The organism is Methylobacterium sp. Leaf99, from assembly GCF_001422375.1.
Classification (GTDB): domain Bacteria; phylum Pseudomonadota; class Alphaproteobacteria; order Rhizobiales; family Beijerinckiaceae; genus Methylobacterium.
In genome coordinates, this window is sequence record NZ_LMMU01000007.1 from 664,760 (window position 1) to 680,889 (window position 16,130).

Consider the following 16,130-nt stretch of genomic DNA (forward strand, 5'->3'; position numbering starts at 1 on the left):
ACGAGGTGTCGATGGCGACCAAGGCAGAGACCGCGTCCGGCGCCACGCCGGAGCGCGTGCCCATGGGCACCGTCATCGACACCGACATCGCCGCCCGCCTCGATCGCCTGCCCTGGGGCCGCTTCCACGTCCTCGTCATCGTGGCCCTCGGCATAACCTGGGTCCTCGACGGCCTCGAGGTGACCCTGGCCGGCTCCCTCGTGGGGGCGCTGCGCGCCGCGCCCATGAGCTTCACGGAGTTCGATATCGGCCTCGCGGCGAGCTCCTACCTCGTCGGCGCCGTCGTCGGTGCCCTCGGATTCGGCTGGCTCACCGATCGCATCGGGCGCAAGAAGCTGTTCTTCATCACCCTGGCCCTCTACCTCGCGGCCACCGCCGCCACGGGCCTGTCCTGGAATATCTGGAGCTTCTGCATCTTCCGCTTCCTCACGGGGGCCGGGATCGGCGGCGAGTACACCGCCATCAATTCGACGATCCAGGAGCTCGTCCCCGCCCGCGTGCGCGGCTGGACCGACCTCGTCATCAACGGCTCGTTCTGGATCGGCGCGGCCCTGGGCTCGTTCCTGTCCATCGCCGTCCTGCGTCCCGGCATGATCGACCCGGCCTGGGGCTGGCGCATCGCCTTCTTCGTCGGCGGCGGCATCGGCCTGGTGATCCTTCTTCTACGCACTTGGATCCCCGAGAGCCCGCGCTGGCTCGCCACCCACGGCTACGTGGCCGAGGCCGACCGCGTCGTCACCGGCATCGAGAAGCGCTTCACCGACGAGGGCCTGACGCTGCCGCCCGTCGATCCGAAGAAGCGCATGAAGCTGAAGACCCGCAGCCACACCCCCTTAAGCGAAGTGTTCGGCACCATGCTGGGCGGCCACCGCAAGCAGACTCTCGTCGGCCTCGCCCTGATGGTGGCGCAGGCGTTCTTCTACAACGCCCTGTTCTTCACCTACGCCCTCGTGCTCCAGCGCTTCTACGGCGTGCCGGGCGACCATGTCGGCTGGTACCTGCTGCCCTTCGCCCTCGGCTCCTTCCTCGGTCCGCTGCTCCTGGGGCGCCTGTTCGACACCTGGGGCCGTCGCCAGATGATCGCCTTCACCTACGGCATCTCGGCGGTGCTGCTCACCATCACGGGCTACCTGTTCAAGATCGAGGTGTTCGGCCCCGTCGGCCAGACGGCGGCCTGGATGGTGGTGTTCTTCTTCGCCTCCGCCGCCGCGAGTGCCGCCTACCTCACCGTGGCCGAGACCTTCCCCCTCGAGATCCGGGCGCTCGCCATCGCGGTATTCTATGCCCTCGGCACCGGCATTGGCGGCGTCTCGGGGCCGCTCCTGTTCGGGGCCCTGGTGGAGACGGGGTCCCGCGACAACGTCCTCATCGGCTACGCCATCGGCGCCACGCTCATGGCGGTGGCGGCCATCGTCGGCGGCATCTGGGGGACGGCGGCCGAGGGCAAGTCCCTGGAAGACGTGTCGAAGCCCCTGGCGGCGGCATGACGGCGGGCGGGCGGGTCGAAGCTGCAACCCGAAAGCATTCGACCCGTTGATCCCACGGAAAACCTTGGTTCATCGCAAGAGGACGTCCTTCATGCAGCGCTTCTTCCTGACCTCCGCCGCCCTCGTTCTGGCGACAGGCTCCTTCTCGACGCCGGCGCTGGCCCAGAGCGGCGGCCCCGCCGAGATCCGCCAGCCCGGACCGCCCCGGATCACGACGCCCGGAACCCCGGACACGTCCGTGGTGAAACCGGGCGGCATCGACAATGGCGGCCCCGGTTCCATCGGCTCGGTGGCCCCGGGCGCCACCGGCGCCGAGACCCGCTCGAACAATTCCGGCGCCAGCGGCAATGCCGAGCAGAACGCCAAGCCCATCGGCAACACCGGCGGCGGGGGCGGCGGCGGAAGCTGACGCCTACGTCTCGCGGCGTTCCGCGAAGAACGCCCGCAGCAATCCGGCGGCCTCGGCTTCGCGAAAGCCGCCATACACCTCCGGGGCATGGTGGCAGGTCGGCTGGTTGAACACGCGCGGACCGTGCTCGACCCCGCCGCCCTTGGGGTCGTACGCCCCGAAATACAGGCGACGGATGCGGGCGAACGCGATGGCGCCCGCGCACATGGGGCACGGCTCCAGGGTAACGTAGAGGTCGCAGCCGGTCAGGCGTTCGTCGTGCAGAACCGTGCAAGCCGCGCGGATCGCCAGGATCTCCGCGTGCGCCGTCGGGTCCTTCAGGGCCCGCGGCCGGTTGTGGGCGGTCGCGATGATGCGGCCATCCCGCACCACCACGGCGCCCACGGGGACCTCGCCGGCCAGGGCCGCGCGCCGCGCAGCCTCGAAGGCGCGGCTCAGGGGATCGTCGCTGGCGTCGGGCGGGGCGTGCGTCGGCATCGCTCCGTCCTAGTCGGATCGCCGCCCCCACGACAATCGCCGCCTCCCGGCGCGCCAGGGTGCCGGCCCATTGGGCAGGTTCCGGGGAACCACCCGCGAGGCGTGACCGTTTCATCTGCAACGCGGCCAAGGCCGCCCGTCTCACACGAGGATCTCACGATGAGCAGCACCACCGACAAGATCAAGGGCGTCGCCAACGAGGCCGTCGGCAACATCAAGCAGGGCATCGGCAACGCCACCGACAACGACAAGCTCAAGGCCGAAGGCAAGGCCCAGGAGCTGAAGGGCGAAGCCCAGAAGACGGTGGGCGATGCCAAGGACGGCGTGAAGAGCGCCGCCGATACGGTGAAGAGCAAGCTCTGATCTTCGTGTCCATGACAGGTCGCTGACGCACTTTCCCTCGCGGGACGTCGGCAGACTGTTCGGAAAGGCAGCCTCCGGGCTGCTTTTTTCGTGGCCGCTCCCCCGATGTCTCGGGCGCCATGCGCCGCGAGATGCTGGCTTCGGCGCGGGATATCTCGCAACGGCGCCTCCGCTCTGTTATGGGGCAGGCATGAGCGACAACAACGACGACAAGACGGGCGGGTCCGACGACGCGCCCGCCGCCCCCTCCGTTTCGAATCAGGCCGCCGCGCCCGCCCCCTGGACCCCCGCCACCGATGCCGGGGTACCGGGTCCCACGGCCGAGGAGCAGCCCAAGGTCCGCAAAGCCGCGATGCCGTCGCGCGGGGGGGATGCGCCCCTCCGGCGCAAAGCGGTTCCCCTGCCCAGACCCGTCGCCGAGCGGGCGCCGTCGGAAGCCGGCGAAGCGGACAAGGACGCGTCGGCCCACGAGGGCGACCGGATCGCCAAGGCCATCGCCCGGGCCGGCATCGCCTCGCGCCGCGACGTCGAGGTGATGATCGAGCAGGGCCGCGTGACCCTCAACGGCAAGATCCTGACCTCGCCAGCCATCAACGTGACGGCGGACGACGCGATCACCGTGGACGGCGAGCCCCTGCCCGAGCGCGAGCGCACCCGCCTGTGGATCTACCACAAGCCGCGCGGCCTCGTGACCACGGCCCGCGATCCGGAGGGGCGCCAGACGGTGTTCGAGGCCCTGCCCGAGGATTTGCCCCGGGTGGTGGCCATCGGCCGCCTCGACATCAACACCGAGGGCCTGCTGCTGCTGACCAATGACGGCGGCCTCGCCAAGGTCATCGCCCACCCGGATACGGGCTGGCTGCGGCGCTACCGCGTGCGGGCCCACGGCGACACCAATCAGGCCGAGCTCGACAAGCTGCGCAAGGGCGTCACCATCGACGGGATGGATTACGGCCCCATCGACGCGGTCCTCGACCGTGCGTCGGGCGACAACCTCTGGCTGACGCTCGGCCTGCGCGAGGGCAAGAACCGCGAGGTCAAGCGCATCCTCGAGCATCTCGGCCTCGCCGTGAACCGGCTGATCCGTCTGTCGTTCGGGCCGTTCCAGCTCGGCGACCTCGAGGCCGGGCTGACGGAAGAAATTCGCACCAAGGTGCTGAAAGAGCAGCTCGGGCCCGGCCTATCCGATCAGGCGGGCGTCGATTTCGAGAGCCCCGTGCGCGAGCCCATCGCGCCGTTCGGCTCCCCGAAGCAGCAGGCGAAGCAGCCGGCCCGCAGCGCCTCGGCGGCCCAGCAGCGCGAGCGCCGCGATGGCGACGACGGCGAGGCCCGGCCCGCGCGCGGGTCCGACCGGGGTCCGTCGCGGGGCGGCGACCGCCCCATGTACAAGCCGACGGCCCCCGCCCGGGTGCCCACCGGCGGCAACAGCGCCGGCCCGCGCCGCTCCGTCTGGCGTGCCGAGGAAGAGGCCCCGCAGGAGGACGGTCCACGTCGGGTCAAGATCCCGCGCCGGGGCGCCGATCCGAAGGCTGAGCGTGAGGCCGCCGCCGCGCGCGGCCGCGAGCGCGTCGGCTCCATCGGGACCGGCGACCGCCGCGTTCTCGTGGAGCGCCTGAAGGCGAGCCCGCAGGAGCCGGCGCCCGAGCCGCACCGTCGCGACCGCGGCGCCCGCCGCGACGATGCCAGCGCGGCCGAGCGTCCGGTGCGCACCGTCCGCCAGTCGGATGCCCGCGCCGCGCGCCAGAACGAAGCGGCCGCCCGCCCGAGCGAGGCGGCGCGCCCGCAGCAGCGCCGTTTCGACAACGATGCCCGTCCCCCGCGCCGGGACGACGCGCCGCGTGGTCAGGGCGCGCCGCGCGCCTTCGCGAAGCCGGACGGCGCCGAGCGGCGCGGTCCCCCGCGCGGCGGCGACGAGCGCCCGCGCAGCTTCAAGCCCCGCGACGGCGGTGGCTTCAACGACCGCGCCGAGCGGCCGGCCTTCAACCGCGGCGAACCGCGCGGCGACAAGCCGTCCGGCTTCCGGGGCGACAAGCCCGGCTTCCGGGGCGGCGACGACCGTCCCGGCGGTTTCCGCGCCGGCGGGGGCAAACCCGGTGGCTTCAAGGCGGGCGGCTTCAAGGCAGGTGGTTTCAGGGACGGCGAACGTTCGGGCGGCGGGGATCGCGACATCGGGGCCGAGCGCTCCGGCGCCGATCGCGGCGGCTTCCGCCCCGGCGACAAGCCCGGTGGATTCAAGGCCGGGGGCAAGCCGGGCGGGTTCGGCAAATCCGGGGGATTCGGCAAGCCCGGCGGATTCGGCAAGCCCGGCGGTGGCGGTGGCAAGCCGGGCGGCTTCCAGGACGGTGCAGCCGGTCGGGTCGGTGGCGCCAGGCCCGGCGGGGCCGGCGGTCGCGGCGGCGCGGGTGGCAAGCCCGGCGGTGGCTTCGGCAAGCCCGGCGGCGGCGCGGGCCGTCCGCCGCGCGGCGGCCGGTGAGGATCGTCGGCGGCGACCAGCGCGGTCGCCGCCTCGCCACCCCGAAGACCGACGCCATCCGCCCGACCTCCGACCGCCTGCGCGAGGCCGTGTTCAACGTCCTCGCCCACGCCTATGACGACGCGGCCGTCGGCGCCCGCGTCCTCGATCTCTTCGCCGGCACGGGCGCCCTCAGCTTCGAGGCCCTGTCGCGCGGCGCCGCCTACGCCCTCCTCGTCGACGAGGGGGCCGAGGCACGCGGCCTGATCCGCGAGAACATCGAGGCGTTCGGCGCCGAGGGGCGGACCCGGCTGTTTCGCCGCGACGCCACCCGCCTTGGGCCGGTGGGCACCAGCGGCACCTTCGGCCTCGTGTTCTGCGATCCGCCCTACGGACGCGACCTCGCCCCGGCGGCCCTGGCCTCGGCGGCCTCCGGCGGCTGGCTCGTGCCCGGCGCCCTCGTGGTGGTCGAGGAAACCGCGAGCGTCACCGTCGCGCCGCCGCCGGGTTTCTCGGAGCTGGAGCGCCGGGTCTACGGCGACACGGCCGTCGCGTTCGTTCGCTACACCGGCTGAGCTTTCAGCGCCGGCCGAACAGCCGCTCGATATCGGCAAGCTTCAGGGCGACGAAGGTCGGGCGACCGTGGTTGCACGTACCCGACAGGGGCGTCGCCTCCATCTCGCGCAGGAGCGCGTTCATCTCCTCCGGGCGCAGGCGCCGGCCGGCCCGGATCGAGCCGTGGCAGCTCATGCGCGACAGGATCGCGTCGAGGCGCCGGCTCAGGGGGCCGCCGCCCGCCTCCGGCCCGTCGAGGCTGCCCTCCTCCAGGCCGCTGCCCGCCAGGGCGTCGAGGATGTCGATGACCAGGGTCCGGGTCGAGGCGCCGGCAAGCGCCGCGGGCACCTCGCGCACCAGCACGGCGCCGGTGCCGAAGGCCTCGAGGGTGAGCCCGAGGCGCTCGAGGTCCCCTGCTGCGTCGAGGAGGCGCGCGGCGTCGTCCGGGGCCATCTCGACGACATCGGGAATCAGCAGGCCCTGGCGGGCGATGCCGCCCGCCGCGCGCTCGCGCTTCAGGCGCTCGTAGACGAGGCGCTCGTGCGCCGCGTGCTGATCGACGAGGACGAGGCCGTCGCGGGTCTGGGCGACGATGTAGGTTTCGTGGAGCTGGGCCCGAGCCGCCCCGAGGGGATGGTCGCCGGCCGCCTCGGTTGCGTCGTCTGGAGAACCGCCCTCCTGGCTCGGGTCGGCGTTCTGACGAAAATCGGCGCCGGGCGGGGCGAAATCGTGGGTGAAGGCCGCCTGGGGCGCCTCGTCGAAGCCGCTCCGCGCCGGGGGAAAGCGCCCCGGCGCACCGAACGAGGGCAGGCCGCGCGGCAGGGGCGCCGTAGTCGCGGGCCGCGCGCCCCACCCCGTATGGGCCTGCATCGGCCGGCCCCCGCCCGCCTCCGCGAAAGTATCCGGGACGCCCAGGGGCAAAATCTCTCCCCGCAGGGCGTCCAGGGTCCGGGCAGCGGTGGTGGTCGCCGTGCGGGCGCCGGCCCGGCGCAGGGCCTCGTGGATCGCGCTGACGATGAGGCCGCGCACGAGGGAGGCGTCGCGGAATCGCACTTCGGTCTTCGCCGGGTGGACGTTGACGTCGACGAAGGCTGGATCGCAGGTGATCGACAGGGCGAGCACGGGATGGCGGTCGGAGCTCATGGTGTCGGCATAGGCGCCGCGCACGGCGCCGAGCAGGAGGCGGTCGCGCACGGGCCGGCCGTTCACCGTGAAGTGGATCTGATTGGCGTTGCCCCGGTGATAGCTCGGCAGGCCGACATGGCCCGACAGGGCGAAACCCTCGCGCGCCATGTCGAGGGGCGCCGCATTGGCGCCGAAATCCGGCCCGAGCACTGCCGTCAGGCGTCGGAGCATGGCGGCCGGACCACCCTCGCCCTCGGCCGGGAACACCAGGGGGCTGCCGCCCTCGGACCGCAGGACGAGGCGGATGCCGGGCTCGGCCACGGCGAGGCGCCGGAGGCCATCGGCGATGGCCGCCGTCTCGGCCCGGTCGGATTTGAGGAACTTCAGCCGGGCCGGTGTCGCCGAGAACAGGTCGGCGACCTCGATGCGGGTGCCGCGCGGGCTCGGGGCGGGGCGGACCTCGCCGCGGATACCGGCGTCCACCATCAGGCTGTGGCCGGTCTCGCCGTCCGCCGTGCGGCTCGTGAGGGTCAGGTGCGCCACGGCGCCGATGGACGGCAGGGCCTCGCCGCGAAAGCCGAGGGTGTCGATGCGGGTCAGGTCGCCGCCGGGCAGCTTCGAGGTGGCGTGGCGCTCCACCGCGAGGGTGAGGTCGTCGGCATCCATGCCGGCCCCGTCGTCGACGACGCGGATGAGGCGCCGGCCCCCGCCCTCGACGGTAACCTCGATGCTCCGTGCACCCGCGTCGATGGCATTCTCCACGAGTTCCTTCACGGCCGAGGCCGGCCGTTCCACCACTTCGCCGGCGGCGATGCGATCGACGAGGATCGGATCGAGGCGGCGGACGGGTGCGGGGGGGCGGGATGGCGTGGACGGCATGACCGGACTATACGACCGCCGTCACGTCGCCGGAAGGCGAGGGGCCGGGGTCCGTTCGCGTCATCCCGTCCGCAACGGAATCGGGCCTGCCCCGGGGAACGAGCCGTGTCGTGACCGATCTTCTGGAGCGCTGCCGGGTGGTGTGGGGGCGGACCGACCGCATCGCCGCCCCGCCGGCCCTTCGTGTGGTGACCGACGCGGTCTACCGGCCCGCGACGGACACCGCGCCCTGGTCCGTGACCGGGCCGGACGGCACGCAGCTCGACGGTACGCACCCCGACGGCAATCCCCCGGACGTCGCCGCCGACGACCCGGTGGCGGGTGCGGAGCCGGTCCCGCACCTCTACCTCGGGCCCCTGGCACCCCATTACGGGCATTTTCTCGTCGGTACGCTGGGGCGCCTGTGGCCGCTCCTCGACTGGCACGGCCCGCCGCCGCGCCTACTCTACCGGGGCGACGCAGAGCCCGCCGCCCTGCCCTTCCTCGCTCCGATCCTGTCGGCCTTCGGCCTGACGCCGCGCGACATGGTACGGTTCGACCGTCCGACCCGGATTGCGTACCTCCTGTTGCCGGAGCCGAGCCTCGTGGAGCAGGCCTCCGCCCACGCCGTCCATGCCGACCTGGTGCGGACCATCGGACGCCCGTTCTGGTCAGGCGTGACCGTCGATGGCATCGAACGCCCGGCCTACCTGTCGAAGACGCGTCTCGCCTCCGGCATCTCGCGCCTGCGCAACGAACCGGACCTCGAAGCGGCGCTCGCCCGGCGCGGGGTCGATATCGTCCATCCGGAGGCCCTCGAACTGCCGGACCTGGTGCGGCTGTTCTCGGAGCGCCGGGTGGTGATGGGCACGACTGGATCGGCCTTCCACACCGCGGCCTTCGCCGCGCCCGGCCGGCGCATCCTCGGCCTCAACTGGGCGCGGCACCTCAACGCGAACTTCCCCCTGTTGGACGGCCTCAACGGCACGCAGGGGCGCTACTATCACCCGGCCGGGAGTGATACCGGGCCCGACGACGGCTTCCATTTCGGCTGGTCCGTGCCCGATCCCGAGGGGGTGGCGGAGGAACTGGTGCGTCGGGCTGCGGAGTTCGACGCCCTCGAAGCCTACGACGCCAAGCGGGACGCCGCACGGCGCCGGGCCGAGCGCGGGCCGCTCACGGCCCGGATCGGGCGCTGGCTCGGCCGCCCCTGACGTCAGGCGACTCCGGACCGCAGGAGGTCGTGGTAGTGGACGAGGCCCACGGGACGGCCGTCCTCGATCACCACCAGGGTGGTGATCTTCATGGATTCCTGGATTTCCAGGGCCTTCGCCAGCAGCGTTTCCGGCACCACCGTGCGCGGGGTGCCGCTCATCAGGGCCTCGACGGCGAGGCTGTCGAGGTCGCTGCGGAAGACGTTGCGGCGGAGATCCCCGTCGGTGACGATGCCGGCGAGGCGTCCGTCCGCTTCCACCACCAGCACGGAGCCGAAGCCCTTGGCGTCGATCTCGCGGATGGCTTCGCGCATGGGCGTACCGCGCGCGACCACGGGCAGGCGCTCGCCCGTGTGCATCACCTCGCGCACCTGACGCAGGGACGCGCCGAGGCGGCCGCCCGGATGGTAGATGCCGAATTCCCGGGCCGAGAAACCGCGCGCTTCGAGGAGTGCGACGGCGAGGGCGTCGCCCAGCGCCAGCTGCATCGCCGTCGAGGTGGTGGGGGCGAGGCCGTTGGGACAGGCCTCGCGGGCTTTCGGGAGGGTCAGGCAGACATCCGCCTCCCGTCCCAGGGTCGAGCCCGGATTGGCCGTGATGGCGATGAGGCCGACGCGGTAGCGGCGGGCGTAGCCGATGATGTCGGCGAGCTCCGTGGTCTCGCCCGACCACGACAGCGCCACCACCACGTCCTCGGGCTGGATCATGCCGAGGTCGCCGTGGCTCGCCTCCGCCGGGTGGACGTAGAGGGCCGGGGTCCCCGTGGAGGCGAAGGTGGCGGCGATCTTGCGGCCGATATGGCCCGACTTGCCCATGCCGGTGAGGATCGCCCGGCCCCGGGCGCGGCTGAGATGCGCCACGGCCGCCGTGAAAGCTGCGCCGAGGTCGTTCCCCCCGACACCGCTGGCGATGGCGTCCATGAGGCAGGCGAGGCCGTCCCGCTCGGTTCCGATGGTGCGCAGGGCCGAGGCGACGGCCGGTGTCGGGTCGGAGGCCGTGTCGCGTGCCGCGACGCCCAGGGCCGTGTTCGCTGGAGCCATTCCGCCCCGTCTCCTCGTATGAAGTCGCGCCCGATCGAGCCCGTGTGGAGGGCTCATGGCGCGGGCGATGGTGCGCCTATGGCGCCGGAATGTGGTCGCACGGCGGCCCCGCTCGGTCGGGCCCGCAAGTCCGTTGACGGCGCATTAACCCTGCCGGTTGTAGCGCTCTTAACCATGATCCGCCGCCCGCCGGGCGGTTCGTTCCTCGAGTCCGGGGCGCCCACGGCGCCGCGCCTCCCCTGCGAAGGACAACAGGTCCGTGATGCGTGTGCGGCCGACGGGCGAGTGGCGGAACCGAAGCCTCGGCGGCCTCACCCTGACGGCCGTCCTCCTCCTGCCGGGCGCCGCCGACGCGCAGGTGTCGTTCCAGAGCCAGCGCAGCCAGGCCCCGAGTTTCGGCACCACCGCCCAGGCCGATCCCCTCGCCGACGCGACGGGCGGCGACACCGCGCCGTCGCGCGTCACGGGGAACGGCGCCACGGATACGGGAGCGGGCCTGCCCGCGAGCGGCGACACGTCCGGCGGCGAATCGGGGGCCGGGGCCAGGGCGCCGACCCGCGCGGTCATGGCGTTGCGGACCTCGAGCGCCCCCAACAACCGCGCCCTCGGCCCAATCCTGCGGCGGCGGGCGGCGCCGCTCCGCCGCTCCGGGTCGCCCACGATCCGGGCCACGCGCCAGATCACCCAGGCCTCGCCCACCGACCTGCGGCTGACGCCGATCGTCCGCAGTGCCGTGATCGGCGTCCCCGGGCCGCCCCTGCTGCCGCTCGCCGGCATCCAGACCACGGGGTTCCTGTTCGGCGGCGGCCTGCGCCAGCCCCTGTCCATCGATCAGGCCTACGCGCCCCTCGGGATCAAGGTCGGGACCTTCACCTTCCTGCCGAGCTTCCAGCAGAGCATCGGCTACGACACCAATCCGGAGCAGATCACCCGTGTGGCGGCCAAGCCGTCGATGGTCCTGCGCACGGAAGCGGATCTGGCCTTCCGCAGCGACTGGTCGGCGAGCGAGCTCAGCGGCGAGCTGCGGGGGGCCTATCTCGACTACCCCGACAACCAGGCGGCAAGCCGTCCCAACGGCGCCGGCGTCACCCGCCTCCGGATCGACGCCAACCGCGACACCCGCATCGATGTCGAGGGCCGTTTCGCCGTCGACACCCAGCGCACCGGCACCCCCGACCTCAATGTCGGGGCGGCGACGCGCCCCCTCGTCATGAGCTACGGCACCACCGTGGGCGTCACGCAGGTGTTCAACCGCCTCCAGCTCTCCCTGCGCGGCCTCCTCGACCGTTCGCAGTTCGAGGATGCGCGCCTCGGCGACGGAACCGTGATCGCCCAGGGCGACCGCAACCTGAACCAGTACGGCCTGCAGCTGCGGGCCGGCTACGAGGTTTCGCCGAACATCGTGCCGTTCGTCGATGTCCTGGCCGATACGCGCGTCTACGACGTGCGCGTCGATTCATCCGGCATCCGGCGCGATTCCGACGGACTGACCCTATCGGCGGGGGCCACCATCGCGTTGACCCGGTTCGTCTCGGGCGAGGTCTCGGCCGGCCTGCAGCACCGCACCTACAACGACCCGACCCTGCGCAACCTCACGGCCCCGGTGATGAGCGCGTCCCTGATCTGGACCGCGAGCCCCCTCACCACGGTCCGCCTCAACGCCACGGCGGGTGTCGTCGAGACGTCCGTGCCGGGCTCCAGCGGTGTCCTGACCCAGGCCGTCACCCTGGAGGCCCAGCACGACCTCCTGCGCAACCTCTCGCTCATCGGCGGGATCACCTACGTGACCAGCGACTACGACCGGGTGAACATCTCCGAGCGCGGGTTCTCCGCGACGGCGCGCCTCGATTACCGATTCAACCGCTGGCTCTCCGTGCGCGGCAGCTACATCTATCAGCAGGTCGACAGCTCCGTCGCCACGGCGAGCTTCCGCTCCAACACCTGGCTGCTCGGCCTGCGGGTCAGTCCCTGACGCATCCTCCGCCGGGGCCGGTTCGGCGAGCGAAGATGGGTGCGGTCCCTCCCCTCAGCGCACCATCGCCAGGGACGCGCCGGACTTGGACAGCGCGCCGTCGAGGGCGCCGCCGCCCTGGCGCAGGCGGGCCGTGACGGTGCCGCCGGGCTGGTAGAGGTAGACTTCGCCGTCGCGGTAATCCCAGGCCGTGACCTTGGCGAGGTCCTTGTTCGGGCAGGCGGCGGCATTGGCCTTGTACAGGTCGAGGGCCGGCGCGCTCGACAGGGCGACCCGGCAGGTCGCACCGGTGGCGTCCTTGGCCGTCCAGCTGCCGACCACGGAGGAGCGGCCGGAGGCCACGACCACGGGGGGCGGGGCCGGCGGGGCGATGGCCGCGACGCTCGGCTCGGGGGCGATGACGGGGGTCGCCGGGGCGACGGCGACATCGGCCCCGATCGGCGCGTCCACGGGCGCGGCGGCGACGCCCGGCGGGGGCGCCAGGGGTGCCGAGGTGATGGGGGCCGAGGGCATGGCCGGCACCACATCGAGGGCCGCCTGGGGACCGGGGCCACGGCCGCGGACGGGACCGTCGAGACGCGACGAGGCGCAGGCGCCCAGGCCGGCGGCGAGCGCGAGGAGGGCGACGGTCGTCAGCAGCGGACGCGGCATCTGTGGCAAATCCCGAACACGTCGGGGTCGTGGGCACGACCCTCGTGCGGGCTGCCTCACCGCCAAATGCGATGGCCGCAAGGCAGGGCCGGCCGCGTCCTGGGGATTCCCGTGCGGGCCGGTGACTTTGCGCTCCGGTGTGGCCGGAACGCCGCAAACCGGCCGGATCAGGCCTTTCTGATGCCGTCGACGGACAGGCGCAGGTGCTTGGGGCCGCGCAGGGCCGAACCGGGCCGATACGGCGGCGGATCGGCCTGGAGACGCGGGTTGTCGAGGCGCCGGGCGAGGGCGGTCAGGGCCACCTCCGCCTCGAACCGGGCGAGGGGCGCACCGACGCAGTAATGCAGGCCGCCGCCGAAGCCGAGGTGGCGGATGCCGCCCCGGTCGGGGTCGAAGCGGTCGGGGTCCGTGAACACCGCCGGGTCGCGGTTGCCGGAGGCCAGGAGCAGGATCACGTCCGCGCCTTCGGGAATCGTGACGTCGCCCATGGGGATATCCGCCAGCGCCCGGCGGGTGCGGAACTGGACCGGGGGATCGTAGCGCTGCACCTCTTCGATGAGGCGCGGCGCGAGGAATGGATCGTCGCGCAGGCGGGCGAACTCCACCGGGTGGCGCATCAGCGCCAGCATGGCGTTGGCGATGAGGTTCACGGTGGTCTCGTGGCCGGCCACCAGCATCAGGATCGAGGTGGCGATGAGGTCGTAGTCGCCCATGCGCGGGATGCCCGGCACGCCGTCCACGGCCAGCCCCGACAGCATGTCGTCCTTCGGGTGCCGGCGCTTCTCCTTGATGAGACCGGTCATGTATTCGGAGATGGTCTCGAAGGTCCGGCTGTTCTCCGATCGCTTCTCAGTGTCCGCCATGGTGTCGGGTTCGAGGGCGGTGGCGAGCTGCGTCGCCCAGCCGTGGAACTGCGGCTCGTCCTCCGTCGGAATGCCGAGCAGCTCGCAGATGATGGTTACGGGAAGCGGATAGGCGAGGTCGTCAACGATATCGAAGCTCGTCGAACCAGCGTGCTTGTCCAGGATCTCGTCCACGAGGACGTGCGAGCGCTCGCGCAGCAACTGGACACGCTCTTGCGTGAACTCGTGCATCACCGCCTTGCGCAGGGCGTCGTGATCGGGCGGATCACGAAAAATGAACGGCCGGTGGGTGTCGGTGATCCGGTCGCGGATCGGCTTCACGATCCAGTCCGAGATCGGGTTGCCGGTCTTCGGACGGTCGGCCGGCGGCAGGGTCTCGGAGCTGATGCGCGGGTCGTGCAGCAGGCTGCCGATCGCCGCGTGCGTCGCGGCGACGTAGGTGCCGTCGGACTGGCGGGACACGGGCGTCTCGCGCAGGCGGGCGAAGAGGGGATACGGATCGACGCGGTTGGCCTCGTCCTTGACCTGCTCGAACAGGGTCGCGTCGCTCATCGCTCGTCCTCTTTCGGAAACCCGGGCGGCAGCACCGTCAGGCGGCCCTGGTCCACGGCGCCCCGGATCGGCGGGAACGGCGCGCCCTCCGCCACCATCGCGGCATAGGCCGGCAGCCAGCGCACGGAATCGAACGAGACGGCGGCGACGCAGCGGCCGGCACGGCCGTAGAGGGCGAGGAACCGCCCGGTCTTCGGATCGCCCTGGGCGATGACGAGGGCGTCGGCGCCCTCCGTCAGACCCACCATCTTGAGGGTGATCCCGCCCTGCGACGACCAGAACGCCGGCACCTCGGCATAGGCTCGCGCGATGGAATGACCGGCGAGCAGGCGCCCCGCATGGGCGCCCTGCGCCACCGCGTGGCCCCAATGCTCCAGGGCGACGCGACGTCCGTCGTAGAGGGGATGGGGAAACCGCGCCACGTCGCCGGCGGCCGCGATGGTTCGGTCGGGGCGCCCGTCCGTGTCGAGGACGTGACCGTCCGCGTCGCACTCGACGCCGCCGTCGTCGAAGGCGAGGCCGGAACCGTGGAGCCAACCGGTGTTGCGGACCGCGCCGAGGGCGACGACCACGCACGTCGTCGCGATGGTGCGTCCGTCGGCGAGGCGGGCGCGGACCACGTGGCCGGTGCCGTCATCCTCGAGGGCCTCGACCTTGGCGCCGAAGCGCAGGTCGACGCCGCGTGCCGCGTGCAGGGCCGCGACGACGGAGCCGAGATGGCTGCCGAGCACCCGTTCGAGCACCGTCGAACCGCTCTCGACCAGGGTGACGGGCAGATCGAGATCGCGGCAGGCGGCGGCGACCTCGCAGCCGATGAAGCCGCCACCGATGACGAGCACCCGGCCGGGCTTGGTCGCCAGCGACGCCCGCAGGGCCGCCGCATCGTCGCGACTTCGCAGGGTGTGGACGCCCCCGAGCCGGCCCTCGGCCGCATCCGGCCAGGGCCGCGCCCGCGCGCCGGTGGCGATGAGAAGGCGATCGTAGGCGATGCGCTCGCCGCTCTCCAGGATCACGGCCCGTCCGGACCGGTCGAGACCGGCGGCGGCCGAGCCGAGGCGCCACTCCGCATCGAGGGGTTCGAGGTTCGGCAGGGTTGTGGCCCCGGGTGCGACGCCGCCGGTCAGGACCTGCTTCGACAGGGGCGGCCGGTCGTAGGGCCGGTGCGGCTCCGCGCCGACGACAGTGATGCGACCGGTGAAACCGGCCTTGCGGGCGGCTTCGGCACCGCGCAGGCCGGCGAGCGAGGCGCCGACGACGACGAGGTGGTCGTGAGCGGGGCGGCCATGAGAGGGATGGTCCTGGCTCACGGCCGTCCGTTTCCCGCATCCTCGACCAGGATCGCCTGGACCGGACACGCGACGCGGGCGCGCTCGATGGCGTCGCGCGCCGCCGCCGTCGGGGCGGGATCGTAGTGCAGCGCCTCGGCCCCGTGCAGGACGAAATGGTCCGGCGCCGCGTAGCAGCACTGGGCATAGGCCTGGCAGCGGTTGAGATCGACGGAGACCCGCAACCCGCCGGCGGCGCGCGAAAAATCGGGGCTCGGCGATGGACCGATGCGGTCGGGGTTCGGGTCAGGCATGGAGGCGGAATGTCCGCGGGGTCCCGGCGGTTCCGCACCGCACGCGCGTCACAGGGTCCGGTGCATCACCAGGGCATCGACGAAACCGTGGATTGGATGGCGGAAGGCCCCCGGCAGGCGCCCGACAACCGCGAATCCGAGGCGCTGCCACAGGGCGACGGCGCGGGTATTGGTGGACACGACGAAGTTGAACTGCATGGCGGCGAATCCCGCATCCCGGGCAGTGTCCAGGGCGTGCCGGCCCATGGCTCCGGCGATGCCGCGTCCACCCGCATCCGGATGGGTCATGAACCCGGCATTGGCGACATGGCCGCCGCCGCCGGGCTGGTTCGCCCGCAGCAGGGAGGTGCCCCGTACCACGCCCTCGCTCACGGCCACGAAGACACGGTTGCCCGGTGTGAACCAGTAGGCGAGCATGGCCGCGCGGGTGCCATCGCGGGGCAGCGCGTAGGTCTCGCCCGCGCGGATCGTCGGTTCGAGGACCGCCCACAGGGCGTCGTGATCCTCAGGCTCGGCGGGGCGAATCGTCAAAG

At 72.6% G+C, this 16,130-nt stretch carries 15 protein-coding genes; 7 read left to right on the plus strand and 8 right to left on the minus strand.

Annotated features, from left to right (window positions below; genetic code table 11):
* The first annotated feature begins 11 nt into the window (after positions 1–11).
* Positions 12–1,487, plus strand: coding sequence for an MFS transporter (locus tag ASF28_RS14005; protein ID WP_056093529.1), 1,476 nt, complete (start codon positions 12–14; stop codon positions 1,485–1,487).
* 91 nt (positions 1,488–1,578) lie between these two features.
* Positions 1,579–1,896 (plus strand): hypothetical protein, encoded by a 318-nt coding sequence (locus ASF28_RS14010; RefSeq protein ID WP_056093533.1) that lies wholly within the window; start codon positions 1,579–1,581, stop codon positions 1,894–1,896.
* Between the two features lie 3 nt (positions 1,897–1,899).
* On the opposite strand, the gene ASF28_RS14015 is transcribed toward ASF28_RS14010, so the two are convergent.
* Positions 1,900–2,373, minus strand: a complete 474-nt coding sequence (locus tag ASF28_RS14015; protein ID WP_056093535.1) for a nucleoside deaminase — start codon at positions 2,371–2,373, stop codon at positions 1,900–1,902.
* A gap of 159 nt (positions 2,374–2,532) precedes the next feature.
* Between ASF28_RS14015 and ASF28_RS14020 the strand changes: the two genes are divergently transcribed.
* From ASF28_RS14020 to rsmD, 3 genes are all read left to right on the plus strand, one after another.
* Positions 2,533–2,736 carry a CsbD family protein gene (locus ASF28_RS14020; RefSeq protein WP_056093537.1) on the plus strand — a complete coding sequence of 68 codons (204 nt, stop codon included), beginning with the start codon at positions 2,533–2,535 and terminating at the stop codon, positions 2,734–2,736.
* A 190-nt stretch (positions 2,737–2,926) separates the two neighbouring features.
* Complete coding sequence (locus tag ASF28_RS14025) at positions 2,927–5,209, plus strand: pseudouridine synthase (protein ID WP_244475019.1); 2,283 nt, start codon at positions 2,927–2,929, stop codon at positions 5,207–5,209.
* Positions 5,206–5,763: a 16S rRNA (guanine(966)-N(2))-methyltransferase RsmD gene (gene rsmD / locus ASF28_RS14030; protein ID WP_056093540.1), complete on the plus strand. Its 558-nt coding sequence runs from the start codon at positions 5,206–5,208 to the stop codon at positions 5,761–5,763. The genes ASF28_RS14025 and rsmD overlap by 4 nt, the downstream gene beginning before the upstream one ends.
* 4 nt (positions 5,764–5,767) lie before the next feature.
* On the opposite strand, the gene mutL is transcribed toward rsmD, so the two are convergent.
* The gene (mutL, locus tag ASF28_RS14035; RefSeq protein ID WP_056093543.1) at positions 5,768–7,747 is read right to left on the minus strand and encodes a DNA mismatch repair endonuclease MutL; all 1,980 of its coding nucleotides are present in this window, start codon (positions 7,745–7,747) and stop codon (positions 5,768–5,770) included.
* 110 nt (positions 7,748–7,857) lie between these two features.
* Here mutL and ASF28_RS14040 point away from each other — a divergent pair, with 110 nt between their 5' ends.
* Positions 7,858–8,940, plus strand: a complete 1,083-nt coding sequence (locus ASF28_RS14040) for a glycosyltransferase family 61 protein (RefSeq protein ID WP_056093545.1) — start codon at positions 7,858–7,860, stop codon at positions 8,938–8,940.
* Positions 8,941–8,942: 2 nt separating this feature from the next.
* On the opposite strand, the gene ASF28_RS14045 is transcribed toward ASF28_RS14040, so the two are convergent.
* On the minus strand, positions 8,943–9,980 hold the full coding sequence (locus ASF28_RS14045) for a KpsF/GutQ family sugar-phosphate isomerase (RefSeq protein ID WP_056093548.1): 1,038 nt from the start codon (positions 9,978–9,980) through the stop codon (positions 8,943–8,945).
* A gap of 262 nt (positions 9,981–10,242) precedes the next feature.
* Between ASF28_RS14045 and ASF28_RS14050 the strand changes: the two genes are divergently transcribed.
* Entirely contained in the window at positions 10,243–11,952 is a 1,710-nt protein-coding gene (locus ASF28_RS14050; RefSeq protein WP_056093549.1) for an outer membrane beta-barrel protein, read from the plus strand.
* Between the two features lie 54 nt (positions 11,953–12,006).
* Here the strand turns inward: ASF28_RS14050 and ASF28_RS14055 are convergent, their stop codons facing one another.
* The 5 genes from ASF28_RS14055 to ASF28_RS14075 all read right to left on the minus strand — a co-directional run bounded on the left by ASF28_RS14055 (position 12,007) and on the right by ASF28_RS14075 (position 16,128).
* On the minus strand, positions 12,007–12,603 hold the full coding sequence (locus ASF28_RS14055; protein WP_056093552.1) for an AprI/Inh family metalloprotease inhibitor: 597 nt from the start codon (positions 12,601–12,603) through the stop codon (positions 12,007–12,009).
* 167 nt (positions 12,604–12,770) lie between these two features.
* On the minus strand, positions 12,771–14,018 hold the full coding sequence (locus ASF28_RS14060; protein ID WP_056093555.1) for a cytochrome P450: 1,248 nt from the start codon (positions 14,016–14,018) through the stop codon (positions 12,771–12,773).
* Positions 14,015–15,325, minus strand: coding sequence for an NAD(P)/FAD-dependent oxidoreductase (locus tag ASF28_RS14065; RefSeq protein ID WP_056093560.1), 1,311 nt, complete (start codon positions 15,323–15,325; stop codon positions 14,015–14,017). Before ASF28_RS14065 ends, ASF28_RS14060 begins: the two co-directional genes overlap by 4 nt.
* Positions 15,322–15,528, minus strand: a complete 207-nt coding sequence (locus tag ASF28_RS14070; protein WP_056094220.1) for a ferredoxin — start codon at positions 15,526–15,528, stop codon at positions 15,322–15,324. The genes ASF28_RS14065 and ASF28_RS14070 overlap by 4 nt, the downstream gene beginning before the upstream one ends.
* Positions 15,529–15,645: 117 nt before the next feature.
* The gene (locus tag ASF28_RS14075) at positions 15,646–16,128 is read right to left on the minus strand and encodes a GNAT family N-acetyltransferase (RefSeq protein ID WP_443189739.1); all 483 of its coding nucleotides are present in this window, start codon (positions 16,126–16,128) and stop codon (positions 15,646–15,648) included.
* Positions 16,129–16,130: the final 2 nt, after the last annotated feature.